This window comes from Amycolatopsis sp. A1MSW2902, assembly GCF_017312175.1.
Lineage (GTDB): Bacteria > Actinomycetota > Actinomycetes > Mycobacteriales > Pseudonocardiaceae > Amycolatopsis > Amycolatopsis nivea.
Window position 1 is genome coordinate 2626611 of record NZ_QJPO01000001.1, and the last position, 23421, is coordinate 2650031.

The 23421-nt window shown below is 69.8% G+C and carries 26 protein-coding genes and 1 tRNA gene; 14 read left to right on the plus strand and 13 right to left on the minus strand.

The features are described 5' to 3' along the window. Positions 1-799: 799 nt before the first annotated feature. Positions 800-1396 carry a TetR/AcrR family transcriptional regulator gene (locus DMP23_RS11965; protein ID WP_043839820.1) on the minus strand — a complete coding sequence of 199 codons (597 nt, stop codon included), beginning with the start codon at positions 1394-1396 and terminating at the stop codon, positions 800-802. 9 nt (positions 1397-1405) lie between these two features. Next, a complete protein-coding gene (locus DMP23_RS11970; protein WP_337821066.1) occupies positions 1406-2164 on the minus strand; it encodes a creatininase family protein in 759 nt (252 codons plus the stop codon). A 117-nt stretch (positions 2165-2281) separates the two neighbouring features. Between DMP23_RS11970 and DMP23_RS11975 the strand changes: the two genes are divergently transcribed. From DMP23_RS11975 to DMP23_RS11995, 5 genes are read left to right on the plus strand one after another with little or no spacing between them, the layout of a single operon-like run. Continuing rightward, positions 2282-3454 carry an LLM class flavin-dependent oxidoreductase gene (locus DMP23_RS11975; RefSeq protein WP_275291550.1) on the plus strand — a complete coding sequence of 391 codons (1173 nt, stop codon included), beginning with the start codon at positions 2282-2284 and terminating at the stop codon, positions 3452-3454. Further along, a complete protein-coding gene (locus DMP23_RS11980) occupies positions 3451-4263 on the plus strand; it encodes an enoyl-CoA hydratase/isomerase family protein (protein ID WP_337821067.1) in 813 nt (270 codons plus the stop codon). The genes DMP23_RS11975 and DMP23_RS11980 overlap by 4 nt, the downstream gene beginning before the upstream one ends. Further along, positions 4260-5027, plus strand: a complete 768-nt coding sequence (locus tag DMP23_RS11985; RefSeq protein ID WP_134728965.1) for an enoyl-CoA hydratase/isomerase family protein — start codon at positions 4260-4262, stop codon at positions 5025-5027. Before DMP23_RS11980 ends, DMP23_RS11985 begins: the two co-directional genes overlap by 4 nt. Next, positions 5020-5520 (plus strand): flavin reductase family protein, encoded by a 501-nt coding sequence (locus tag DMP23_RS11990; RefSeq protein ID WP_134669279.1) that lies wholly within the window; start codon positions 5020-5022, stop codon positions 5518-5520. The genes DMP23_RS11985 and DMP23_RS11990 overlap by 8 nt, the downstream gene beginning before the upstream one ends. Positions 5521-5563: 43 nt before the next feature. Beyond that, a complete protein-coding gene (locus DMP23_RS11995; protein ID WP_337821068.1) occupies positions 5564-7360 on the plus strand; it encodes an AMP-dependent synthetase/ligase in 1797 nt (598 codons plus the stop codon). A 37-nt stretch (positions 7361-7397) separates the two neighbouring features. On the opposite strand, the gene DMP23_RS12000 is transcribed toward DMP23_RS11995, so the two are convergent. Further along, entirely contained in the window at positions 7398-7757 is a 360-nt protein-coding gene (locus DMP23_RS12000; protein WP_337821069.1) for a VOC family protein, read from the minus strand. A 72-nt stretch (positions 7758-7829) separates the two neighbouring features. On the opposite strand from DMP23_RS12000, the gene DMP23_RS12005 reads away from it, so the two are divergent. After that, entirely contained in the window at positions 7830-8021 is a 192-nt protein-coding gene (locus tag DMP23_RS12005) for a DUF2795 domain-containing protein (protein WP_199817499.1), read from the plus strand. A gap of 7 nt (positions 8022-8028) precedes the next feature. Here the strand turns inward: DMP23_RS12005 and DMP23_RS12010 are convergent, their stop codons facing one another. From DMP23_RS12010 to selD, 9 genes are all read right to left on the minus strand, one after another. After that, a complete protein-coding gene (locus DMP23_RS12010; protein ID WP_336161283.1) occupies positions 8029-8466 on the minus strand; it encodes a PPOX class F420-dependent oxidoreductase in 438 nt (145 codons plus the stop codon). A 71-nt stretch (positions 8467-8537) separates the two neighbouring features. Beyond that, positions 8538-10319 (minus strand): complex I subunit 5 family protein, encoded by a 1782-nt coding sequence (locus DMP23_RS12015; protein WP_337821070.1) that lies wholly within the window; start codon positions 10317-10319, stop codon positions 8538-8540. 2 nt (positions 10320-10321) lie between these two features. After that, positions 10322-10675 (minus strand): NADH-quinone oxidoreductase subunit K, encoded by a 354-nt coding sequence (locus DMP23_RS12020; RefSeq protein ID WP_078870357.1) that lies wholly within the window; start codon positions 10673-10675, stop codon positions 10322-10324. Next, positions 10672-11385, minus strand: a complete 714-nt coding sequence (locus DMP23_RS12025; RefSeq protein ID WP_337821071.1) for an MnhB domain-containing protein — start codon at positions 11383-11385, stop codon at positions 10672-10674. The genes DMP23_RS12020 and DMP23_RS12025 overlap by 4 nt, the downstream gene beginning before the upstream one ends. Continuing rightward, positions 11382-11618: a Na(+)/H(+) antiporter subunit B gene (locus tag DMP23_RS12030; protein ID WP_116204707.1), complete on the minus strand. Its 237-nt coding sequence runs from the start codon at positions 11616-11618 to the stop codon at positions 11382-11384. The genes DMP23_RS12025 and DMP23_RS12030 overlap by 4 nt, the downstream gene beginning before the upstream one ends. After that, on the minus strand, positions 11615-11914 hold the full coding sequence (locus tag DMP23_RS12035) for a cation:proton antiporter (RefSeq protein WP_037810692.1): 300 nt from the start codon (positions 11912-11914) through the stop codon (positions 11615-11617). Before DMP23_RS12035 ends, DMP23_RS12030 begins: the two co-directional genes overlap by 4 nt. After that, positions 11911-12162 (minus strand): monovalent cation/H+ antiporter complex subunit F, encoded by a 252-nt coding sequence (locus tag DMP23_RS12040; protein ID WP_037810694.1) that lies wholly within the window; start codon positions 12160-12162, stop codon positions 11911-11913. The genes DMP23_RS12035 and DMP23_RS12040 overlap by 4 nt, the downstream gene beginning before the upstream one ends. After that, positions 12159-12614: a Na+/H+ antiporter subunit E gene (locus DMP23_RS12045; RefSeq protein ID WP_337821072.1), complete on the minus strand. Its 456-nt coding sequence runs from the start codon at positions 12612-12614 to the stop codon at positions 12159-12161. Before DMP23_RS12045 ends, DMP23_RS12040 begins: the two co-directional genes overlap by 4 nt. Positions 12615-12735: 121 nt before the next feature. Then, positions 12736-13731: a selenide, water dikinase SelD gene (gene selD, locus DMP23_RS12050; protein WP_337821073.1), complete on the minus strand. Its 996-nt coding sequence runs from the start codon at positions 13729-13731 to the stop codon at positions 12736-12738. 45 nt (positions 13732-13776) lie between these two features. Between selD and DMP23_RS12055 the strand changes: the two genes are divergently transcribed. From DMP23_RS12055 to nrfD, 8 genes are all read left to right on the plus strand, one after another. Then, a tRNA-Sec gene (locus DMP23_RS12055) sits at positions 13777-13871 on the plus strand. Further along, a complete protein-coding gene (locus tag DMP23_RS48030; protein WP_443111259.1) occupies positions 13871-14005 on the plus strand; it encodes a hypothetical protein in 135 nt (44 codons plus the stop codon). The genes DMP23_RS12055 and DMP23_RS48030 overlap by 1 nt, the downstream gene beginning before the upstream one ends. After that, positions 13998-14195, plus strand: coding sequence for a hypothetical protein (locus DMP23_RS12060; RefSeq protein ID WP_337821074.1), 198 nt, complete (start codon positions 13998-14000; stop codon positions 14193-14195). Before DMP23_RS48030 ends, DMP23_RS12060 begins: the two co-directional genes overlap by 8 nt. Continuing rightward, positions 14188-15471 carry an L-seryl-tRNA(Sec) selenium transferase gene (gene selA, locus DMP23_RS12065; RefSeq protein WP_337821075.1) on the plus strand — a complete coding sequence of 428 codons (1284 nt, stop codon included), beginning with the start codon at positions 14188-14190 and terminating at the stop codon, positions 15469-15471. The genes DMP23_RS12060 and selA overlap by 8 nt, the downstream gene beginning before the upstream one ends. Next, entirely contained in the window at positions 15462-17216 is a 1755-nt protein-coding gene (gene selB / locus DMP23_RS12070; protein WP_337821076.1) for a selenocysteine-specific translation elongation factor, read from the plus strand. The genes selA and selB overlap by 10 nt, the downstream gene beginning before the upstream one ends. 4 nt (positions 17217-17220) lie before the next feature. After that, positions 17221-20433, plus strand: coding sequence for a formate dehydrogenase (gene fdh / locus DMP23_RS12075; protein ID WP_337821077.1), 3213 nt, complete (start codon positions 17221-17223; stop codon positions 20431-20433). Then, positions 20426-21253 (plus strand): 4Fe-4S dicluster domain-containing protein, encoded by an 828-nt coding sequence (locus DMP23_RS12080; RefSeq protein ID WP_037810706.1) that lies wholly within the window; start codon positions 20426-20428, stop codon positions 21251-21253. Before fdh ends, DMP23_RS12080 begins: the two co-directional genes overlap by 8 nt. Further along, a complete protein-coding gene (gene nrfD, locus DMP23_RS12085; protein ID WP_337821078.1) occupies positions 21250-22188 on the plus strand; it encodes an NrfD/PsrC family molybdoenzyme membrane anchor subunit in 939 nt (312 codons plus the stop codon). The genes DMP23_RS12080 and nrfD overlap by 4 nt, the downstream gene beginning before the upstream one ends. A 16-nt stretch (positions 22189-22204) precedes the next feature. On the opposite strand, the gene DMP23_RS12090 is transcribed toward nrfD, so the two are convergent. Beyond that, a complete protein-coding gene (locus DMP23_RS12090; protein WP_337821079.1) occupies positions 22205-23395 on the minus strand; it encodes a zinc-dependent alcohol dehydrogenase in 1191 nt (396 codons plus the stop codon). Positions 23396-23421: the final 26 nt, after the last annotated feature.

The following is a 23421-nucleotide window of genomic DNA, read 5'->3' on the forward strand; positions in this document are numbered from 1 at the left end:
GGGGCAGCCCCGTGCACCGCGCTCGCGGAGGGTTCCGCCCCTCCTGCGGCGGCGGGCGCGCGGTGGGGAGGTCCGTGAAGGGCTCCTTGAAGGAATCAGATTCCCTCAAGGAGCCCTTCACGGACCTCATCGAGAGAGGCAACCCGGCGCGTCTCCTCGGCTGGTGCTCCGCGGGGCCTTGACCAGCACGGCTACCGCCGACCCCCCGCACACCACGCAGTCGGGGAAACCTCATTGGGGCCGTGAGCCCCACCGCCCAACCGTCAGGCACCGCGCTGCCGGAAACCTCATTGGTGGGCTAGTCCCACCGCCCAACCGTCAGGCACCGCGCTGCCGGAAACCTCATTGGTGGGCTAGTCCCACCGCCGGGCCGCCGCACATCGCGCTGCTGGGGAAACCTCAATGGGGCCGTGAGTCTCAGGGCCTGGCAGCCGAACATCGGACTGCCGGGAAACCTCATTGGGGTACAGGTCCTGCCACTCAACTGCCCATCGCCGCGCTGCCGGGGAACCTCGTTGGGGCACTAGCACCGCCACCCAGCCACCGCTCACCGCATTACCGGAAAGACCTCATTGGGGCGCTAGCCCCACCATCCAACCGCCGCCGCTGCACCCAAACATCGAGGCACCCAGCCCCTCCCGCGCACCCCGATACGAAGCCTCTCTGCGGTCGGTGGGTGCTTGTCAAGGCATTTTTCCCGCCTTGACAAGCACCCACCGACCGTCAGCACAATCAAGCTTCGGGGTGCCCCACGCAACCACGGGCGCAATGTCGCCGCCAGGCGACGAGCCCCGGGAGATCAGACACCCCCAGCAGGCACAAGCAACGCATTAACCGCCGCAGTACGAATCGTAGAAGCCACACTCTCCACATCCAGCCCGCTATTAAACTGCGGCACCGAATTAATCATAGAAAAAACAGCATGCGTCAACACCCGATTCTGCGCATCCGACAAATCCGGCCGCAACCGCTCCACCAGCGCACTCCACTCCTCGGCGTAGAGCCGCATCATCCGCCGCATCCGATGCCGTTCCTCCTCGGGCACGTTGTGCTCATTCTTCAAGAACACCAACGTAGAAGGCACATTCTGCAGACTCCGCGTAACGTGATAGTCGATCATCGCCTCAAGCGCCTTGCGCGGATCAGTAACCTCCGCCGCGGTCTCGCGCGCATTGGCCAGCAAATCCTTCAACGGATCCTCGAGCACCGCGATCAGCAACGCCTGCTTGCTGGGAAAATGCCGGTAAAGAGCAGGCCCAGTGACGCCAGCCCGCGCACCGATCATCTCGGTGGTGACCGCGTCGAAAGCCCGCTCGTGGAACAACTCGCCGGCGACCTTGATCAGCGTCTGCCTGCGCGAGGAACGCGGCGACGCGGCGCGAGATGAGCTCGTCATGACCCGAGTCTAGGTGAGAGGCCGATAACGAGCCGCCGCGTACTCTGCCAGCAGGGCCGCGACCGCGCTGAGGCAGGCAAAGCCCAGGTCGGTAGACATCCCGCGCGGATCGCCGAGCACCCCGTTCGGAGCAACCGCCTTGACGCCTCCGGTTAATACCCGAGCCAGCAGAGCATCGTCCATCGGCTCGGCAAGGCCAGGAGTGGCACGATCAGCGCGCACCGCCTCCGGCCGAAGCGCGAGCATGATCGAGCCTTCGGCGACATCGGCATGTCCGCCGACTTGGCTGGCTAGATCGGCGACGGCGGTGCGCCAGGCATCGAGCACCGCGGCCGAGTCGGCGAACGCGACCACGTCCAGCTCAGCAGTCAGACGCGAGGAGAGCTTCGCCTCGATCTCGCTCAGCAGCGGATAGTTGCCAATGTGCGCGGAGAAGATCAACATCCGGCGAAACCCATGTACGGCAAGGCTTTCGCAGCAGTCGAAACAGATGGCTTCCAGTGTTTCGGGCCGCACCGACAACGTCCCCGGGAAGCCGAGATGATGGGCGGAGCAGCCAAGGCGCACGGTCGGCAGGACGAGCGCATCGCCGAGCCGCTCCGCCACGAGCACGCCCAGCCGGTCGGCGTGGTCGCTGTCGACCGACAGCGGCAGGTGCGCGCCGTGCTGTTCGGTAGCTCCCAGCGGGAGGATCGCGGTCCGCATGCCGCTCGCCAGAGCGTCGGCGATTTCCGGCGAGGTCAGGTGCTCGATCCGCAGCTCGCTCATGCGCTCCTCCCGGCAAAGTTAGTAGCAAGTAACACGTTTCCTCCACGATAGAGCCTTGACCACGGGTTTTCTGCGTCTTATGTTATCGACCAATAACATCGGCTGGAAGGGGAGATCATGGACTTCATCCTCATGTCGGAGGGGGACACCCCGGTCGGGCTCACCCACGAACACCGCTACCGGGAACTGGTCGAGGAGGTGCTGCTCGCCGAGCAGGTCGGCTTCGACGCGTTCGGGAGTTCCGAACAGCACGTCGCCATCGGGACGGCGACCGTGTCCGCGCCGGAGGTGCTCTACCCGTACCTGATGGCGCTCACGAGCCGGATCCGCTTCATCCACCTCGTGACGCTGCTGCCGACGCGCATGAACCACGCGCTGCGCGTCGCGGAACGGATCGCGACCGAGGACATCCTGTCCAACGGCCGGATCGAACTCGGCACCGGCCGCGGCAACACGACGCTCGCGCTGCGGGCGTTCGAGGTGGACCCGACGGAGAACAAATCCCAGTGGCGCGAAGGGATCGAGCTGATCCGCCGGGCGTTCCTCGACGATCCGTTCTCCTTCGTGGGCGAGCATTACAAGATCCCGCCGCGCAGCCTGGTGCCGAAGCCGTTGCAGGCGCCGTATCCGCCGATCTCGGTCGCCGCGGGCAGCCCGAGTTCGGTCGAAACCGCCGCCGCGATGGGCATCGGCGCGATCATGGGCGGGTTCTACCTCGGCTACGACCTCGTGGAGAACATGCTGAAGCTCTACGACGAGACCCTCGCCGCCACCACCCACCCGTACCCGATCACGCCGCGCAAGATGGTGCTGGTCAGCGGCGGCATGCACTGCGCCGAAACGACCGCGCTGGCCCGCGAACAGGCCCGGCCGCTGTTCGAGATGTCCAAGCTTTCCACCGACGCGTACGGGCGGCTGGCGAAACTTTCCCAGGACTACGCCTACATGGGCGCGATCAACGACGTCGATTTCAGCGACGAGGAGTACCTGTTCGAGCGCTCGCAGGGCTTCCTCGTCGGCGACCCGGAGCATTGCGCCGAGCACGTCCAGCGGTACGCGGACATGGGCGTGGAGTCGCTGGTGTTGCGAGTGGACAGTCTCCCGCACGACCAGTTGATGCGGTCGATCGAACTGTTCGGCAAGTACGTGATCCCGCGGTTCAAGCATCCGCGCAACGTGGTGCGCCCTGCCGACGACGTGCTGGCCGGCATCCGCGCCGCGCGTCCGGCGCACGAGGAAGCGCTGCGCCGGTTCCAGTCCGAGAACCAGACCGCGGAGGCAGTCCGATGAGCGGCCTTTACCAGCACGGCAGCGGAAACGTGCTCGTCGAGCGCCCGGCCGACGGCGTCCTGCTGATCACGATCAACCGGCCCGAGCGGTACAACGCGCTGCTGATGCCGATGTTCGACGAGCTGAGCGAGATCTGGGCCGACGTGGAGCGCGACGAAGAGACGCGAGTCGTCGTGGTGACCGGGGCGGGCAAGGCGTTTTGCACCGGAATGGACGTGCGCGAACCCGATCCGGCCCCGGAAGCGGCGCTCGCGATGCTGGAATCCGAGCGCCGGCGGATTTCGACGGTGCTCCGGATCGAAAAGCCGATCATTTCCGCGATCAACGGACCGGCGGTCGGCTACGGCCTGTCGACGGCGTTGCTCGCGGACATCAGCATCGCCGCCGAAGACGCGGTGCTGATCGAGGGCCACACCAAGGTCGGCGTGACCGCGGGCGACCACGCCGCGTTGATCTGGCCGCTGCTGGTCGGGATGGCCAAGACGAAGTATTACGTGCTGACCTCGGACAAACTGACCGGAGCGGAAGCTGAACGGATCGGGCTCGTGAGCCTGGCCGTGCCTCGCGAACAAGTGCTCCCGCGTGCCTTGGAGGTCGCCTCTCAGCTCGCGCAGGGATCGCAGCAGGCGCTCCGGTTCACGAAACGCGCGCTCAACATGTGGCTCACGAATGCGTTGCCGCAGCACGAGTTGTCCGGCGCGCTGGAAATTCTCGACTTCGCCGGAGCTGATTACCGGGAAGCGCGCCAAGCATTCCGGGAAAAGCGTGCTCCGGTTTTCCCGTCCGCTTCCGGCGTACCGGCGACATGACCACCGCTTCGCTCAGCGCCGTCCAGGTGTCCAGGGAAACGGACGGCGCGGTGGTCCTGACCCTGAGCCGTCCGCCCGCGAACGCGCTCAGCAACTCGCTGATCAGCCGGCTGACCACGACGCTGGAAGACCTCGCCCATGGCCCGGACGCTCCCGCCGTCGTCCTGACCGGCGCGGGCGACCGGTTCTTCTGCGCGGGCGGCGACCTCAAGGAAGCGGTCGGTTACGACGCCGAGTCGATGGCCGAACGGATGACCGCGTTCCACGCGCTGCTCTGCGCACTGGAGAACTATCCCCGGCCGCTGGTGTGCGCGGTGAACGGCTGGTGCGTCGGCGGCGGGATCGAGATGGCGCTGTTCTCCGATTTCGTTTACGCGTCATCGCGAGCGCGGTTCGTCTTCCCCGAGGTCGACCACGGGATGTTGCCTGCGGTGAAAGGGATCGCCCGCGTCCGCGAGGTGCTGGGCGACCGTGGCGCCCGGCGGCTGTTGCTGGGCGGGGAATCCGTCGACGCGTCCGAGGCGAAAGCGCTGGGCATCGTTGACGAAGTGGTTGAGCCGGGGGAGTTGCTGGAGGCCGCGTCCGCACACACACGCGCGGCGGCGGCGAAACCGCCCGCGGTGTTCGCGGCCTTGAAACTGGCTCTCCTCCAGGAAACCGCCGGCTGGCCGGACGAGAAACAACTGCAGGTCACGGCCGCCGACGCGCGAACAGTTTTCACCGACCCTGCCGCACGAGCTGCCCGGGAGGCATGGAATGGCTGACGTATCGCACGATCTGGACCCGGCCGTCTTCCGTTCGGCGCTGTCCCGTTTCCCGTCCGGCGTCACGATCGTGACGACCCGCGGCGAGGACGGCACGCTGCACGGATTCACCGCGAGTTCCTTCGCTTCGCTGTCGCTCGATCCGCCGCTGGTGCTCGTGTGCCTCGACCGGGGCGCGACGTGTTTCCCGGTTTTCATGGCGGCCGAGCGATTCGTCGTGAACGTGGTGACTCCCTCGCACGCCGAGCTGGCGACGCGGTTCGCCACGAAGGGCGAGAACAAGTTCGCGTACGGGAGCTTCGAGTTCGACGACCAGGGCCATCCGCTCCTTCCGGACGCGGCGGCGATCCTCCGTTGTGAACTGGAGCAGGCGGTGCCCGGCGGGGATCACGTGATCCTCATCGGCCGGGTGCGCGAGGCGCGGGTCGGCGGCGGGCGGCCCGTGACGTGGTACCGGGGTGACTTCCTCCACCTCGGCGAGCGTGCCGCGTGAGCGCCGCCGGAGCACGCCTCGCGGCGGGAAGAGAGGGCTGGGCATGGAGCTGACCGAGTTCGAACCGGAGCGGACGCTGCCGGGCCTGCTGCTCGACCGCGCCCGCCGCGAGCCGGACGCCGTCGCGCTGCGGTATTCGCGCGGCGGGGCGATGCGGGCGATCACCTGGCAAACCTACCTGGAGCGGGTGCGCGAACTCGCGTTCGGCCTGGTCGCGCAGGGGGTCCGGCACGGCGACCGGGTCGCGGTGATGAGCAGCGCGCGTCCGGAATGGGTCTTTGCCGCGCTGGCGGTGCAGAGCGTCGGCGGGGTCGTGATCGGGGTGTATCCGACCAACTCGCCTGCCGAGATCGAACAGGTGCTCGCCCACAGCGAGGCGGTCGCGTTCATCGGTGAGACGGAAACGGAACTCGCCAAGGTCGCGAAGATCGCCGGGAACACTCCGGACCTGCGGCTGGTCGCCGGAATCGAGGCGGCTCCACCGGACCTGCCCGCGGGGATCACCGGCGTGAGCTGGGACGACCTGCGCGCGGCCGGGGAACCAGACGCGTTGGCAGAGCTGATCGCCGCCACGACGCTCGACGACCCGGCCGTCCTCTTCTACACGTCCGGCTCCACCGGAGCGCCCAAGGGCGTCACCCATTCCCACCGCACGCTCCAGCACGCGATCCAGAGCGTCATCGGCCTGTACCCGGAGAGCCGGACCGAGCGGCACGACGTCGTCGGGTTCCTGCCGCTGGCGCACGTCGCGCCCGCGGTGCTGCTCGTTTTCACCCCGTTGCACACGCGGTTGGTCGTGACCTTCTGCCGGATCGAGGACTACGGCGAGGTGCTGCGCGCGGTACGGCCGACGGTCGTGCTGTGGCCGCCTCGGTTTTACGAGAAGCTCGCCGCCGAGCTGATCGCCCTCGCTGAGTCCTGGACGGGAATCCGCCGCCTCGCGTACCGGGCCGCGATGCGGATCGGCCGCCGGATGGCTGAGCGGCGGTGGTCCGGCCGTCGTGCGCCGGTGCCGCTGAGGATTGCTTACGCCGTCGCGGTTCGGGCAGTTTTCGTTCCGCTGCGGGCAAGTCTCGGCATGGACCGGCTGCGCGTCGCGTGGACGGCTTCGGCGGCCATGCCGGAAAGCGTCGTGGCGCTGTGGCAGATCTGGGGCCTCGACCTGCGCGAGAACTACGGGCTCACCGAGACCGGCGGGTGCCCGATCGGGCAGTTCGGACAGCCGTTCCCGCGTCCGGGGCGGATCGGCCGGGAGTTCGCGGACCCGCGCTACCAGGTGAAAATCGCCGGCGACCGGGAGATGCTGATCCGCGCGCCGTTGTTGTTCAGCGGGTACTGGCGGAACCCCGGGGAAACCGAAGCGGTCTTCGAGGACGGCTGGTTCCGCACCGGCGACCTGATGGAGCGGACCGCCGACGGGGACATCCGGCTGATCGGGCGGAAGAAGGACGTGATCATCACCCGGGGCGGCAAGACCGTCGACCCGCAGCCGATCGAGATCCGGCTGAAGGAGAGCGTGCTGATCGAGGAAGCGATCGTGGTCGGCGACGGGCGGAAGTACCTGACCGTCCTGATCGAACCGGGTGCGACCGCGAGCGCGGAGCTGGACGGGCGCTTGCGGGCCGAGGTGGAGCGGGTCAACGCGGACCTCGCGCGGGCGGAGCAGTTGAAGGATTTCCGGGTGCTGCCGCGGCCGTTGGAAGCTTCGCGAGGCGAGCGGACGGCGAACGGGAAGGTCAAGCGCGCGGCGGTCGTGGGTTCGTTCGCGGGGCTGATCGACGAGATGTACGACGCGGACGACGACGCGGCGATCGCGGACCACGTACGGAGGCCGCGCTAGGCGAGCCGCAGCGGGACATGGTCCCGCTGCGGCTCTGTTACTGGGGTCCGTAGACGACGATGGTGTTGCCCCACGGATCGCGGGCTACTGCACGGACTTCGTGCGGGCCCTGTTCCGCTTGCCGGACAACGGTTCCACCACCGGCGACCAGCGCGGCCAGCGCGGCGGTGACGTCAGGCACCTTGAACGACGCGGCCGGAACCCCTTCGGTGACGTCTTCTTCCGGACCGGCGAGGGCGAGGGTCGTTCCGCCCGCGTCGAGGGCTGCGTAGCGGTCTCCGTCGACGAATTTCGCGGACAGGCCGAAGGTCGTGGCGTAGAACCGCACGGCTGAGCTGACGTCGGCGACGGGATGCAGCACGTTCCCGATCTTGGCCGGTTCCGGGGATTCGTTCACCAGTCGAGCCTAACCCGCATGATCCCGGAGCGGGCGGGTATGCCGGAGGGAGAACCCGAGGAAGGGAGCGCCATGTCTGACGTCCGGGAGTATTTAACGGAAGTCGAGTACCCGTGCGAGCGCGACGAGCTCCTCCGCCGGGCCGCCGCGAAGGGGGCGGGCGACGACGTCATCGGGCATCTCGGCAAGCTGCCCGAGCAGCGGTACGAGAACCTCGACGCGGTGCACCGGCTGCTCGGCGACGACATCGACCCGCACGGGTGAGGGCGCCTCAGTCCGCGACGCCTTTCTTCTGGTCGATGAACGTCTGCCGCTCCGGGGTGACCTGGAGGATGACGCGTTCGGACTTGATCGCGTCCGGCGGGTAGTCGTCGCCGGTGTACTTGCGGGCGAGCTGGTCCACCTGCGACCGCGCCCGCTCGCCGGTCTCGATGCCGGTCACGCGGCCGCGGACTTCCGCGTACCGGTACGGGTCCTGCTCGTCGCGGATGAGGACGGTGATCCGGTCGTCGCGCTCGACGTTGCGGTACTTCACCCGGTGGGTTTCGGTGTTGAGCACGATCCTGCCGTTCTCGACGTGCACCCAGATCATCTGCGTCTGCAGCCTGCCGCTCGGCAGCACCGTGGTGACCGCGGCGAAGTTCTTGCCGGTGGCCAGTTCTTCGGTTTCGGGCAGCAGTTTCGGGCCGTCGGCGGTGCTGGCGGGCACGGCAACTCCTCACGGTCGACGTCACGGGCCGCCCTGCGGGTAGCCCGGCTGACCGGCGGGTAAACGCGACGTCAGAGCCACACCAGCCCGGCGAGGACGGCGACGCCCGCCAGCAGCCACGCCACGTAGTCGCCGACCTGGCCGGAGTGCGCGCGGTGCAGGACGGTGAGGGCTTCGTGCACCGGTTTCGGGGCACGGCGTCGCGACCACAGGGCGAGCGCGGTGGCGGCGAGGGTGAGGACGGCGGTCGCGGCGGCGGACAGCAGGCCGGGGCCGGTCCAGGACAGTTCGGGCGCCGTCGCGGGGAGTGGCGAAGGCAGCGTCGGCAGGACGTCGTGGAGGTATCCCGCGCGGTCGACCGCCTGCGCACCGGCGGCCGCGGCGACGTCGCGGATCCACGGCACGATCCCGGCGGCCAGCGCGAAAGCGAGCAGGACGACGATGGCGGCCAGCATCGGGATCGGGGTGCGTTCGATCGGCCGGCCGGTCTCGGGTTCCTCGCCGGAACCGGGTGTCGTGTCCTCGGAATCGTCGTCGGGCGGCCTGCCGAGTCCGAAGTAGACTCGGAGCCCGGCGCGCAGCACTGCCGCGGCGGTTAGCGCGGAAATAATCGCGAACACGATCATCAGCCACTCCGGACCGGCGTGTTCGGCGGCGTCTTTGCCGAGCGCCAGGCCGAACGGCGGCAACCCGGCGAGGGCGGCTGCGGCAATGAGGAACAGCACCGCTTCGGTCCGTGAATGTGTTGCGCGGCCGAAGAGATCGTCTTCGTCGACGCTGCCGTAGCGGTCCTTCAACACGCCGGTCAGCAGGAACAGCGCGCCCTTTGCTCCGGCGTGTCCGAGCACGGAGAGCACGAACGCGGCGGTCGCTTCGCCGCCGGTGGCGGCGAGTCCACAGAGGAACAGTCCAATGTGGGCGATGGTCGAGTAGGCCAGCAAGCGTTTCAGATGCCGCTGAGTGAAGCACAGCACGGCACCGAGGACAGCGCTGGCGATCCCGGCGGTGAGGTAGATCCGGCTGACGGTGGCGTCATCGAGCACCGTCCCGAACACGGTCGTGCGGACGCGGAGCACGCCGTAAAGCCCGAGTTCGACCATGACGCCGGAGAACAGCACGCACACCGGCGTCGGAGCGACGGCGTGCGCGTCGGCGAGCCAGAAATGGAACGGCACGCTCGCGGCTTTGACCAGCAATCCGGTGCACACCAACACGAACGCGGCGATGACCAGCGCGTCCGCCGGACGGCCGTCGAGCGCGACGCCCAGCTGCGCGAGCCCGAGCTGGCCGCCGCGGGCGTAGAGCAGGCCGATGCCCATCAGCGTGAAGTACGCGCCGAGCGAGTTGACCACGCCGAAGTTCAGCGCGCCCTGCACCGAGTCCGCCTCCTCGATCCGGTACCCGGTCAGCGCGTAGGCGACGCCGCTCATCAGCTCGAAGAACACGAACAGCGTGAACAGGTCGCCGGTGAAGAGGAAGCCGATCATGCCGGTCAGGAAGAGCAGCATCATCGCGTGGTAGCGGGCTTCGACGGCCTCGAAGTAATGCCAGCTGTAGAGCAGCGCGCAGACGGTCAGGAACGCGGCCAGCACGGCGAACGTCGTGTTCAGCCCGTCCGCGACGAGCACGATGCCGACCGAGCGGGTGCCTTCCGGACCTTGGCGGCCGAGCCAGCTGACCACCCGCTCGTGGTGCGCGGCGGTCAGCAGGACCACGCACAGTGCGCACACCGCCGCCGCGGTCACCGTGGCCGTCACGTCGACGACGACGCGGGGGAGTTTGCCGCCGAGGCCGAGCAGCAGGCAGGCGGCGAGCAGCGGGACGGCGATGGCGAGTGCGGGCAGGGTCGTCATGGTCAGCCGCGCAAGGCCCGCAGTTCGTCGGGATCGACCGTGCCGTGGCGGCGCGAGATCTGCAGCGTCAGTGCGAGCAGGAGCGCGGTGATGGTCGCCGAGACGACGATGTCGGTGAGCGTCATGGCCTGCACCATCGGGTCGACCACCGGCTGTGCCTGTCCCTGCGACACGATCGGGGCGGTGGCCTGGTCCTGGTAGCCGATCGCGAGCAGCAGGACATACGTGCCGGATTGCGCGACCGACAGCGAGACCACGGTGTGCACGAGATGGCGGCTGCGCATGATCCCGGCGCAGCCGAGCAGCAACAGCCACGCCGCCACGCCGTAGCAGGCCGCCGACACCACGCCCGTCACCGTTCCTCCAGCCCGTGCACGAAGAACCGCGAGAGCAGGACGACGAATCCGGCGGCGACCTCGATGCCGATCAGCACGCTCAGCACGAGGACGGTCCCGGACGACAGCAGCGAGCCGAATTGGCCGAGTGGCAATACGTTCGCGAGGAACGAGCCGCCGATGGCGAGACCCAGCAGACCGGTCACGACGTACAGGCCGGTGGCCGCCGCTTCGGCGTATTCGCACCAGTCGATCGGGCGCAGCCGGGCCAGCGCGCGGTAGCTGCCGGAGAGGTAGAGCAGATGCCAGCCGGTGGCGAGGACGACGCCGCCTTGGAAACCGCCGCCGGGCGTCAGGTGCCCGTGCACGACGATGTCGATGCCCAGCAGCACCGAGACCGGCAGCAGCAGGAAACCGGCGAGCTTCACGGCGGGCAGGACGTAGCCGGTCCCGTCCGTTTCCGGCTCCTTTTCGGGCGGTTGCAGCAGCGCGAGCGTGCCGACGACCGCGGCGGCGACGATGGTTTCCTCGCCGAGGGTGTCGAGCGCGCGGAGGTCGAAGTTGATCGAGGACACCAGGTTCGGGGTGATTTCCCGGAACCCCATCGGCAGCACCAGGTCCCGGTAAACGTGGCTCGCGGACCCGGCGGCGGGCATCCGGGTGAACGCGGCGATGAACAGCGCCGCGACCCCGGCCAGCCCGGCGGCTCCGACGCCGTCGCGGGTCCTCATCGCTTCCCCGTCTTCCGCAGGGTCAGCAGGACGAGCAGCGGGACGATCGCCGCGCCGACGGCGAGTTCGGACAGCGCGACGTCCGGGGCTTGGAAAACGACGAAAAGCACGGTGAGGCAGAGGGAAAACACTGTGAGCGTGATCGCTTGCCGCTTCGGGTCGTGCGTCGCGACGACGGCGAAACCGGCCGCGGCGACCAGTGCGAGGGCGACGAGCAGCACGGCGGCTGTCATGACGGAAGGTCCTCGTCGATCTCGCCGCGGTGGCGGGCTTCGAGCCGAGCGTTGGCCGATTGCAGGATCGGGCTGGTGACCGCCAGCAGGACGACCGTCGCGAGAATCGCGCCCGAGCCGAGGTGGACGCCGTTGACCAGGACGAGCCCGACCCCGATGAGCGGCGCGCCGAGCGTGGTCGCCGGGGTGAGCAGGTGCAGGCGGGTCAGCAGGTCTTTCGCGCGCAGCAGGCCGACGGCCGAGGCGAGGACGACGAACACCCCGGCGAACACGAGAATCTGCGCGGCGAGGGTCATCGGGTCCCCAGGAGCCGCGCGAAGACGAGCGTTCCGGCGAAGGCGAGGACGGTCAGCGTCAGGGGGAGGATGACGGCGCTGGACGGACCGTACGCCTGGACGAGCAGCAGGAGCGTCAGGATGGTGACGGTGCCGGCGAACTGCATCCCGGCGAGGCGCTCGATCGCGGTGCCCCGGGCGGCGAGCCACAACGCGGTGCCGAGACCGCCTGCCATCAGCAGCAGCGCGGCGAGGAGCAGCCACGTCATCGCGTCACCCGATCGAGGATCGAGGAGCCGGGGAGCAGCCGGTGGATGACGAGGTCAGTGTCGTCTGGCGGGCTCGCGACGACCATCGCGCCCGGGGTGCAGCCGACGACCACTGTCGCGATGGCGAGGCGTGCTTCGTGCTGCGCGCGCGGTTCGGCTGGGACGGTGATTTTTTCGCACTTTCCGGCGGAGGGTCGTTGGAAGACCATGCGCAATGCGGCGACGGATTCGCTGACGGCGGCTTTGGGCAGCGGTGCCAGCCAAGTGAGCCAGTTCGGTTTGAGCTGACACGCCCCGTGCATCGCCCGGCGTGCGGAACGGGCGGCGATCGCGCAGACCGCCGCGGCGCCGGCCCCGACGATCAGTTCCGGTGCGGACGGGGTGGACAGCGTGAGGGTCCACAGCCCGGTCAGGGCAAGCCACCACAGCAGAATCTCGATCGCAGCGCGCATGTCTCACCTCGGGCAGGGGCTACCCACTTCGGAGACCCGCCAATCCGGCGCGGGTTCCGCCAGCCGTCCGTGAAGGGCTCCTTGAGGGAATCCAATTCCCTCAAGGAGCCCTTCACGGACCTCAGCCGACGACGATGGTGTGGTCGGTGCGGGACACCAGCTCGCCGATCACGGGGTAGCCGGGCAGTTCGCCCGCCACGAGCAGGCCGCCGGAAGTCTGTGTGTCGGCCAGCAGCAGGGCTTCCTCCTCGGAGACCCGGGAGAGATCGGTGTGCGGCCGGACCCAGTCGAGGTTCCGGCGCGTCCCGCCGCTGACATACCCGTCGCGCAGCGCCTCCCGCGCGCCCTCGAGATACGGGACGGCCGCCGGGTCCAGTCGCGCGGTGACGCCGCTCGCCCGGGCCAGTTTGTGGAGGTGGCCGAGCAATCCGAAGCCAGTGACGTCGGTCGCGCACACCGCACCCGCCTCCAGCGCGGCGGCCGACGCCGCGCGGTTGAGTTCGGTCATCGCGGCGATCGCCTCCTCGGAGCGTTCGCCGGTGGCCTTGTGCCGCGAGTTCAGCACGCCGATCCCCAGCGGCTTGGTCAGCGTGAGCGGCGTGCCCGGCTTGCCCGAATCGTTGCGTAGCAAGCGGTCCGGGTCCGCGGTGCCGGTGACGGCGAGGCCGTACTTGGGTTCCGGGTCGTCGACGCTGTGCCCGCCGGACAGATGGCATCCGGCTCGCGCGCAGACGTCCAAGCCGCCGCGCAGCACCTCCGCGGCCAGTTCGAACGGCAGCACCTCGCGCGGCCAGCCGAGGAGATTGACCGCGACCACCGGGACGCCGCCCATCGCGTATACGTCGGACAGCGCGTTCGCGGCGGCGATCCGGCCCCAGTCGTACGGGTCGTCGACGACCGGGGTGAAGAAGTCCGTCGTCGCGATGAGCGCGACGTTCCCGGCGATGCGGACGGCCGCCGCGTCGTCGCCGTCGTCGAGGCCGACGAGGAGTTCGCCCGGCGGGTTCTCCGGCGCGGCACCGGACAGGCCGCGGACGATCGTTTCCAGTTCGCCGGGCGGGATTTTGCACGCGCAGCCGCCGCCGTGGGCGTACTGGGTCAGCCTCATGCTTTTCATCATGCGGGGGCGCGACGGTCTTGGCAGGATGGCGGAATGCCCCAGGGAGGCGTATCCGGCCTGGTGACCGGCGCGGTCTTCAACACCGTTGAGCGGCAGGTCCTGCCGCTGGCGGGTTCGATTCCCGTCCGCCTCCGCCATGGGTGACCCGCGCCGGGCGATCCCGCGTACTGACGTGGTGCTCGGTGAGCCGAGGGTGGCGAGAGCTGTCGAGGTGCTTGGTGGTGGCCTGGTTGTGGGTCGATTGTTCGTGATGGCGGCCGGTCATGGGTGACCCGCGCCGGGCGATCCCGCGTACCGACATGGTGCTCGGCGAGCCGAGGATCGCGAAAGCCGTCGAAACACTCGGCCGGGACCTGGTGAGTTCGTTGGTCGTGGCGGCGCAGCGGCGGGCGCGGGCTGGCGGGGTCGAGTCCGGTGAGGGTGTGGGTCGATTGTTCGTGAGGGCGGCCGGTCATGGATGACCCGCGCCGGGCGATCCCGCGTACCGACGTGGTGCTCGGCGAGCCGAGGATCGCGAAAGCCGTCGAGACACTGGGCCGGGACTTGGTGAAGTCCCTCGTCCTAGCAGCGCAGCAACGGGCGCGCGCAGGCGAGATCGAGCCCAGGGACGTCGTAGCGGAGGTAGTGGCCCGGCTGCCCTCGACGGTGTCCTCGCTGCGTCCGGTGCTCAACGCGACCGGCGTCCTCGTGCACACGAACCTCGGCCGCGCGCCGCTGTCCGCTGCTGCGCTGGACGCGATCGTCGCGGCGGGCGGTGCCACGGACGTCGAGTTCGCGCTCGAAACAGGGGAGCGGGCGAAACGCGGCCGCGGGACGCTCGCCGCGTTGGCGGAGGCGGTGCCGCGCGCGGGGGCGGTGCACGTGGTCAACAACAACGCGGCGGCCTTGCTGCTGTGTGCGCTGACCTTGGCTCCAGGCAAGGAAATCGTGGTCAGCCGCGGCGAACTGGTCGAGATCGGCGACGGCTTCCGCATCCCGGACCTGCTCGCCTCGACCGGTGCGCGGCTCCGCGAAGTCGGGACCACGAACCGGACTTCGGCGGCGGATTACGCGGCGGTCATCGGTCCGGACACCGGATTCGTGCTCAAAATCCATCCCTCCAACTACCGGGTCACCGGGTTCACCTCGGAGGCGAGCGTCGCCGAACTGGCCGGGCTCGGCGTGCCGGTGGTCGCCGACGTGGGATCCGGGCTGCTCGCGCCGCATCCGCTGCTGCCGGACGAACCGGACGTTGCGACCGCGCTGGCCGACGGTGCGAACGTCGTCACGGCGAGCGGCGACAAGCTCCTCGGCGGTCCGCAGGCGGGCTTGCTCTTCGGAGACGCCGAACTGGTGCACCGGCTGCGACGCCATCCCGCGGCTCGCGCGCTCCGCGTCGACAAGTTGACCCTCGCCGCGCTCGAAGCCACCCTTCGCGGGCCGGAACCACCAGTACGGGCGGCGCTTGTCGCCGAGGGTCTTCGCCAACGCGCCGAGGCGCTAGCTCAGTCGTTGCGCTCGGCGGGCGTGGACGCCGAGGCGGTGGATTCGGCCGCGGTCGTCGGCGGCGGTGGCGCGCCGGGAGTCGAGTTGCCCAGCGCGGCGGTCGCGTTGCCTGCCCGGTACGCGCAGGCATTGCGGCTGGGCGAACCCGCGGTGGTCGGCCGGATCGTGCGGGACCGGTGCCTGCTCGACCTCCGGACGGTGGCCCCGGCGGACGACGCGACCCTGCGGGAGGCGGTCCGCCGATGCGGGTGATCGCCACCGCCGGCCACGTCGACCACGGGAAATCCACCCTGATCCGCCGGCTCACCGGCATGGAACCGGACCGGTGGGCCGAGGAACGCCGCCGCGGCCTGACCCTCGACCTCGGCTTCGCCTGGACCCGCCTGGGCGGCGAGGAGATCGCCTTCGTCGACGTCCCCGGGCACCAGCGGTTCGTCCCGAACATGCTGGCGGGCGTCGGTCCTGTCCCGGCCGCGTTGTTCGTCGTGGCGGCGGACGAGGGCTGGATGCCGCAATCCGCGGAACACCTGGCGGCGCTCGACGCGTTCGGCGTCCGGCACGGCCTGCTCGCCGTCACCAAAACCGACCGCGCCGATCCGGCGAGAGCGACAGCGGCGGCGCTTGAGGAGATCGCGGCGACGGCGCTCGGCGAGGTGCCCGCAGTGAGCGTCAGCGGCACGACCGGCGAAGGGCTCGACGAACTGAGCGCGCAGCTCGCCAAACTCGCCAGCCGCTTGCCGCCGCCCGACCTGGACGCGGACGTCCGGCTCTGGATCGACCGCGCGTTCACCATCAAAGGCGCGGGCACCGTCGTCACCGGAACCCTCGGCGGCGGCACGCTGCGGGTCGGCGACGAGTTGACGCTCGGCGCGAACCGCGTGCAGATCCGCGGTCTGCAGGCGCTCGGCGAACCGCGCGAAACCGTGTCCGCGGTGGCTCGGGTCGCGGTGAACGTGCGCGGCGTGCCCAAGGATTCCGTCGGGCGGGGCGACGTGCTGCTGACCCCGGGTGCGTGGCGTCCGGCGACCGAAATAGACGTCCGGCTGCGCGGCGCGGCGTCCGGCGAACTGCACCGGAACCTCGTGCTGCACTTCGGATCCGCAGCGGTGCCGGTCCGCGTCCGTCCGCTCGGGACGGACACCGCGCGGCTGCTGCTCGCGAGCCCGCTGCCGCTCCGGACCGGCGACCGGGGACTGCTGCGCGACCCCGGCGAGCACCGGATCCCGGCCGGGTTCGACGTGGTGGACGTCCGGCCGCCGTCGCTCGCACGCCGCGGCGCCGCGCGTGCCCGGGGTGAAGAGCTGGCCGCGGTGGAGCCGGGCTGGGATTACCTCCGCCGGGCGGGTTTCGTGCGCCACGAGGACTTCCGCGCGCTGGGGCTGCCGGAGGTGGGCGAGCGGCTCGGCGGCTGGCACGCCGACCCGGCCCGCCTCCGCCGGTCGCGAGCGGAGGCCGCCGAAGTCGTCGCGGCGTGGACCCGGGAACATCCGCTGGCGGCGGGCATCCCGGCCGAGGCGTTCCGGCAACGGCTCGGACTCCCGGACGCGGACCTGATCCCGGCGGTCCTCACCGGCGAGCTGATCCTCAAGGACGGGCTCGTGCGCAAGCCCGGCACCGGGCTGACCGCCGAAGTCGAAAAGGCTGTCGCAGTCCTCGAAGAACGGTTCGCCGAGCACCCGTTCCGCGCGCCGGAAGCGGACGAACTGCGGGAACTCGGCCTGGGCAAACGGGAATTGGCCGCCGCCGTCCGGGTCGGCCGGCTGCGGGCGATCGCCGACGGAGTGGTGCTGGGCCCGGACGCGCCGGAGCGCGCGGCGGAGGCGCTGGCCGCGCTCGGCGAGCCCTTCACCGTGTCGCGGGCGCGGCAGGCGCTGGACAGCACCCGCCGGGTGATGATCCCGCTCCTGGAGCACCTCGACGCGGCCGGGCTCACCGAACCGCTCGGCGACGGGACCCGCCGGACGTGCTGCGAGCGCCCGGAGAACGGATTACCGTGACAGCGTGGGCATGCGGCAGTGGATCGAAGGCTGGCCGGTGTACCGGCAGCTGGCCGGTCCCGACCGCACTGCGCGCGCCTCGGCGGCGAAATCCCGCGGATCGGAAAGCTGGCACGCCCGCACCGAGGACGCCGACAAGGTAGTCCGTTCCGTCTGTCCGTATTGCGCGGTCGGCTGCGGGCAGAAGGTCTACGTCAAGGACGGCGCGGTCACCCAGATCGAGGGCGACCCGGATTCGCCGATCTCCCGCGGCAGGCTGTGCCCGAAGGGCTCGGCCAGCAAACAGCTCGTGACCAGCCCGAGCCGCGTCACCGAGGTCCTCTACCGCCGTCCGTACGGCACCGACTGGGAACGGCTGTCCCTCGACCAGGCGATGGACATGATCGCCGACCGCGTGCTCGAGACGCGAGCCGCGACGTGGCAGGACGCCGACGACCAGGGCCGCAGGCTCAACCGCACGCTCGGCTTCGCGAGCCTCGGCGGCGCGACCCTGGACAACGAAGAGAACTACCTGATGAAGAAGCTGTACACCGCGCTCGGCGCGATACAGATCGAAAACCAGGCCCGTATTTGACACTCCGCCACGGTTCCCGGTCTGGGGACCTCCTTCGGTCGTGGAGGCGCCACGACGTTCCAGCAAGACCTCGCCAACGCCGACTGCATCGTCATCCAGGGCTCGAACATGGCCGAATGCCATCCCGTCGGGTTCCAGTGGGTGATGGAGGCGAAGGCCCGCGGAGCGAAGATCATCCACGTCGACCCGCGGTTCACCCGCACGAGCGCGGTCGCGCACGTCCACGCGTCGGTGCGGGCGGGTTCGGACATCGCGTTCCTCGGCGGGCTGATCAACTACGTCCTGCAGCACGAGCTGGACTTCCGCGAGTACGTCGTGGCCTACACGAACGCCGCGGCGATCCTGACCGAGGAGTTCGCCGACACCGAGGACCTCGACGGCCTCTTCTCCGGCTTCGACCCGGACAAGCGCCAGTACGACAACTCGACCTGGGCGTACGAGGACGCTGAGGCGGCCCCGGCGGCCGGCCACCGCGACCCGGGGCAGCCGGGCGGGCACCACGGCGGCGAGAAGCACCAGACGTCCGCGCGCGCCGAGTCCTACGGCAGCGGCGGCGCGGCGATCGACACCAAACCGAAAACCGACGAGACCCTGCAGCATCCGCGCTGCGTTTACCAAGTCCTCAAACGGCATTTCTCCCGCTACACGCCCGAGGCGGTCGCCGACGTCTGCGGCCTGCCGGTCGAGCAGTTCACCGAAATCGCCGAGGCGATCACCGCGAACTCCGGCCGCGACCGCACCACGGCGTGGGTGTACTCGGTCGGCTGGACGCACCACACGGTCGGCGCGCAGTACATTCGCACCGCCTCGATCCTGCAGACGCTGCTGGGCAACATCGGCCGTCCCGGCGGCGGCATCCTCGCGCTGCGCGGGCACGCCAGCATCCAGGGCTCGACCGACATCCCGACGCTGTTCAACCTGCTGCCCGGCTACATCCCGATGCCGCACGCGCACCAGCACCTCGACCTCGACAGTTTCGTCGAGGCCGACGCGGGCAAGACCGGCTTCTGGGGCAACATGCGCTCGTACACGGTCAGCCTGCTCAAGGCGTACTGGGGCGACAGCGCCCAGCCGCACAACGATTTCCGCTTCGACTACCTGCCGCGGCTGACCGGCGACCACGGGACGTACCAGACGGTCCAGCAGCAGATCGCGGGGGAGTGCAAGGGGTACTTCCTGGTCGGCGAGAACCCGGCGGTCGGCTCGGCCAACGGGAAGTTCCAGCGGCTCGGGCTGGCGAATCTCGACTGGCTGGTGGTCCGCGACCTGCAGCTCATCGAAAGCGCGACGTTCTGGAAGAACGGCCCGGAGATCGAGACCGGCGAACTGAAACCCGAGGAGATCGGCACCGAGGTCTTCTTCCTGCCCGCCGCCGCGCACACCGAAAAGGACGGCAGCTTCACCAACACCCAGCGGCTGCTGCAATGGCACCACAAAGCGGTCGAACCGCCCGGCGACGCCCGCAGCGACCTCTGGTTCTACTACCACCTGGGCAGGCTGATCCGGGAGCGCGCCGGCAGCGGCGAGCGCGACGCCCCGCTGCGCGATCTCGCCTGGAGCTATCCGACCGAGGGCCCGACCGCCGAGCCGAGCGCGGAGTCCGTGCTCGCGGAGATCAACGGCCACGGACCGGAAGGCCCGCTCTCGTCGTACACCCAGTTGAAGGACGACGGTTCGACGTCCTGCGGCTGCTGGATCTACTGCGGCGTCCGCGCCGACGGCCACAATCACGCCGCGAACCGCCAGCCGGGCTCCGAACAGGACTGGATCGCGGGCGGCTGGGCCTGGGCGTGGCCGGCGAACCGGCGGATCCTGTACAACCGCGCGTCGGCGGATCCGGACGGGAAACCGTGGAGCGAACGGAAAAAGCTGGTCTACTGGGACGCTGAGGAGTCCAAGTGGACCGGCCCGGACGTCCCGGACTTCGAGGCCACGAAGGCGCCGAGCTACGTCCCGCCGGACGGGGCGAAGGCACAGGACGCGCTGAGCGGCCGCGATCCGTTCATCATGCAGACCGACGGCAAAGCCTGGCTGTACGTCCCCGCCGGGCTGGCCGACGGCCCGCTGCCCACGCATTACGAGCCCTTCGAGAGCCCGGTCGCGAACGCGCTGTACGGCCAGCAGGAATCGCCGGTGCGGCAGACGCTGGACAGCCCGGTGAACCAGTACAACCCGGCGCGCAGCGAGGTCTACCCGTACGTGTTCACCACCTACCGGCTCACCGAGCACCACACGGCGGGCGGGATGAGCCGGACGCTGCCGTATCTGTCCGAGCTGCAGCCGGAGTTCTTCTGCGAGATCTCGCCCGCGCTGGCCGCTGAACGCGGGCTGGTCCACCTCGGCTGGGCCACCATCGTGTCGGCGCGGACGGCGATCGAGGCCCGGGTGCTGGTCACCGACCGGGTCAAACCGCTCAAGGTGCGCGGCCGGACCGTCCACCAGGTCGGGCTGCCCTACCACTGGGGCCCGAACGGGCTGTCCCGCGGCGACGCGGCCAACGACCTGCTCTCGATCGTGATGGACCCGAACGTGCACATCCAGGAGGCCAAAGCGGCCACCTGCGACATCCGTCCCGGACGACGGCCGCGCGGGCCGGAGCTGCTGGAGTTCGTGGCGGAGTACCGGAGGCGAGCCAATGGCTGAGTACGGCGCCCAGCCCCGGATGGGCTTTTTCACCGACACGTCGGTGTGCATCGGGTGCAAGGCGTGCGAGGTCGCGTGCAAGGAGTGGAACGGCGTCCCGGAGGCGGGCGGGGAGGACCTGCTCGGCCTGTCCTACGACAACACCGGCGATCTCGGCTCGAACACCTGGCGGCACGTGGCGTTCATCGAGCAGCCCGCGGTCGACCTGGGGATGCCGACGGTCGGGGCGCCGGAGCAGCAGCCGGAAGAACCGGGCGTGCGCTGGCTGATGTCCAGCGACGTCTGCAAGCACTGCACGCACGCGGCCTGCCTCGACGTCTGCCCGACCGGCGCGCTGTTCCGCACCGAATTCGACACGGTCGTGGTGCAGCAGGACATCTGCAACGGCTGCGGCTACTGCGTTCCGGCGTGTCCGTACGGGGTCATCGAGAAACGCGAGAGCGACGGCCGCGCGTTCAAGTGCACCCTCTGCTACGACCGGCTCGGCGCCGGGATGGAACCCGCGTGCGCCAAGGCGTGCCCGACGGATTCCATCCAGTTCGGCGAGCTGGACGAACTCCGCGAGCGCGCCGCCGCGCGGGTGTCGGCGCTGCACGACGACGGCGTCCCGGAGGCGCGGCTCTACGGGCACGATCCCGGCGACGGGGTCGGCGGCGACGGCGCGTTCTTCCTGCTGCTGGACGAACCGGAGGTCTACGGCTTCCCGCCGGACCCGGTCGTGACGACCCGCGACCTGCCGCAGATGTGGAAGCGGGCCGCGACGACCGCCGCCGGGGTGGCCGCGGCGCTGGTCGTGTCGTTCCTGGGACGGCGCCGATGAGCCCCCGCCGCGAACGCGCGATGGTCGAGCCCGCCGAATTCCGGTCGTACTACGGCAGGCCGATCCTCAAGGAGCCCGCATGGAAGCAGCCGGATGTGCCGTTGTACCTGTTCCTCGGCGGCGCGGCCGGTGCGTCCGCGTCGCTGGCCGCGCTCGCCGACGCGACCGGACGTCCGGAGCTGGCCAAGGTCGGTCGGCTGGCGGCTTCCGGCGGGTCGATCGCCAGTGTGGTCGCGTTGATCCACGACCTCGGCAAGCCGACGCGGTTCTTGAACATGCTGCGCGTGTTCAAGCCGACTTCACCGCTGTCGGTGGGATCCTGGATCCTGTCGCCGTTCTCCGGTCTCGCCGCCGGTGCGGCTTTCTCCGCGGTGACCGGGCGTTTCCCGCGGCTCGGCCGGTTGGCTGGGGCTGGCGCGGGCGTGCTGGGGCCGGCGATGTGCACGTATACCGCGGTGCTGCTGGCCGACACTGCGACGCCGTCCTGGCACGAGGCGCACGGGACGCTGCCGGTGCTGTTCGCGGGCAGCGCGCTGACCAGCGGGGCGGGAATCGCGCTGATCGCGGTGCCGCGGAAGGAAAACGGTCCCGTCGTGCGGGCTGGAATTGCCGGTGCCGCCGCGGAATTGGCCGCCGAGCATCACTTGGAGACCGGGCTGGGGCTGGCTTCGGAGCCGTACCGGACCGGCCGGGCCGGGCGGTTGCTGAAGGCGGCCAAGGTTCTCACCGCGGCTGGGGCGGCGTTGTCGTTGGCTGCGCGTCGCCATCGCGCGGCGGGGGTTGCCGCGGGGGCGGCTTACCTGGCGTCCGGGCTGTGCACGCGGTTCGGGGTGTACGCGGCCGGGGTGGAGTCCACAAAGGACCCGAAGTACGTCGTGGTTCCGCAGCGGGAACGGCTGGCTCGGCGCGCGGCGGAGGAACGTCCGGGCCGTTAAGCCCGGACGCGCCCCGTTACGCCGCTGGTTCGAGCAGGATCTTCTGCACTCCGTCGAGTTTCTTCTGGAACATCTCGTAGGCCCGCGGCGCGTCGGTCAGCCGGAGTTTGTGCGTCGCGAAGCCTTCCACACCCAGCGGGTCCCCGTCCGCGGTGAGCACCGGCAGGACGTCGTCGATCCATCGGCGCACGTTCGCCTGCCCGGTGTGCAACCGGATCTGCTTGTCGAACACTTCCATCATCGGGATCGGGTCGGCCATCCCGCCGTACACGCCGGACAGCGAGATCGTGCCGCCGCGCCGGACGCTGTCGATCGCCGCGTACAGCACGCTCAGCCGGTCGATCCCGGCCTTCTCGGTCACCTTCGCGCCCAGCGTCTGCGGCAGCAGCGCGACCAGGTTGTGCGCGAGTTTCCCGATCGGCGCGCCGTGCGCTTCCATGCCGACCGCGTCGATCACCGAATCCGCGCCGCGGCCGCCGGTGAGGTCGCGGATCGCGTCGCCGATCTGCCGGTGGTCGCGCAGGTCCAGCGTCGTCGCGCCGTGTGCGCGGGCCCGAGCCAGCCGCTCCGGCACCAGGTCGACGCCGATCACCTCGCCCGCGCCCTGGTGCAGCGCGACCCGCGCGCACATCTGGCCGATCGGGCCGAGGCCGAAGACCACGACGGAACCGCCGTCGGGGATGTCCGCGTACTGCACGGCCTGCCACGCAGTCGGGACCACGTCGGACAGGTAGACGAACCGTTCGTCCGGCGGGCCCTCGGGCACCTTGATCGGCCCGTACTGCGCTTGCGGGACCCGGAGGTACTCGGCCTGCCCGCCGGGCACCTGGCCGTAGAGCTTCGTGTAGCCGAAGAGCGCCGCGCCCTTGTCCTGGTCCTTGACCTGGGTGGTCTCGCACTGCGATTGCAGCCCGCGCTCGCACATCCAGCAGTGCCCGCAGGAAATGTTGAACGGCACCACCACGCGGTCGCCGGGCTTCAGCGAACTCACGCCGCTGCCGACCTCCTCGACGATTCCCATCGGTTCGTGGCCGAGGATGTCGCCCTCGGTCATGAACGGGCCGAGAACCTCGTAGAGATGCAGGTCGGACCCGCAAATGCCGGTCGAGGTCACCCGCACGACGGCGTCGGTCGGCTCCTCGATTTTCGGGTCAGGGACGTGGTCGACTCGCACGTCCCGCTTGCCGTGCCAGGTCACTGCTTTCATGGCGGCCGGATTCCCCTTGCCGGGAG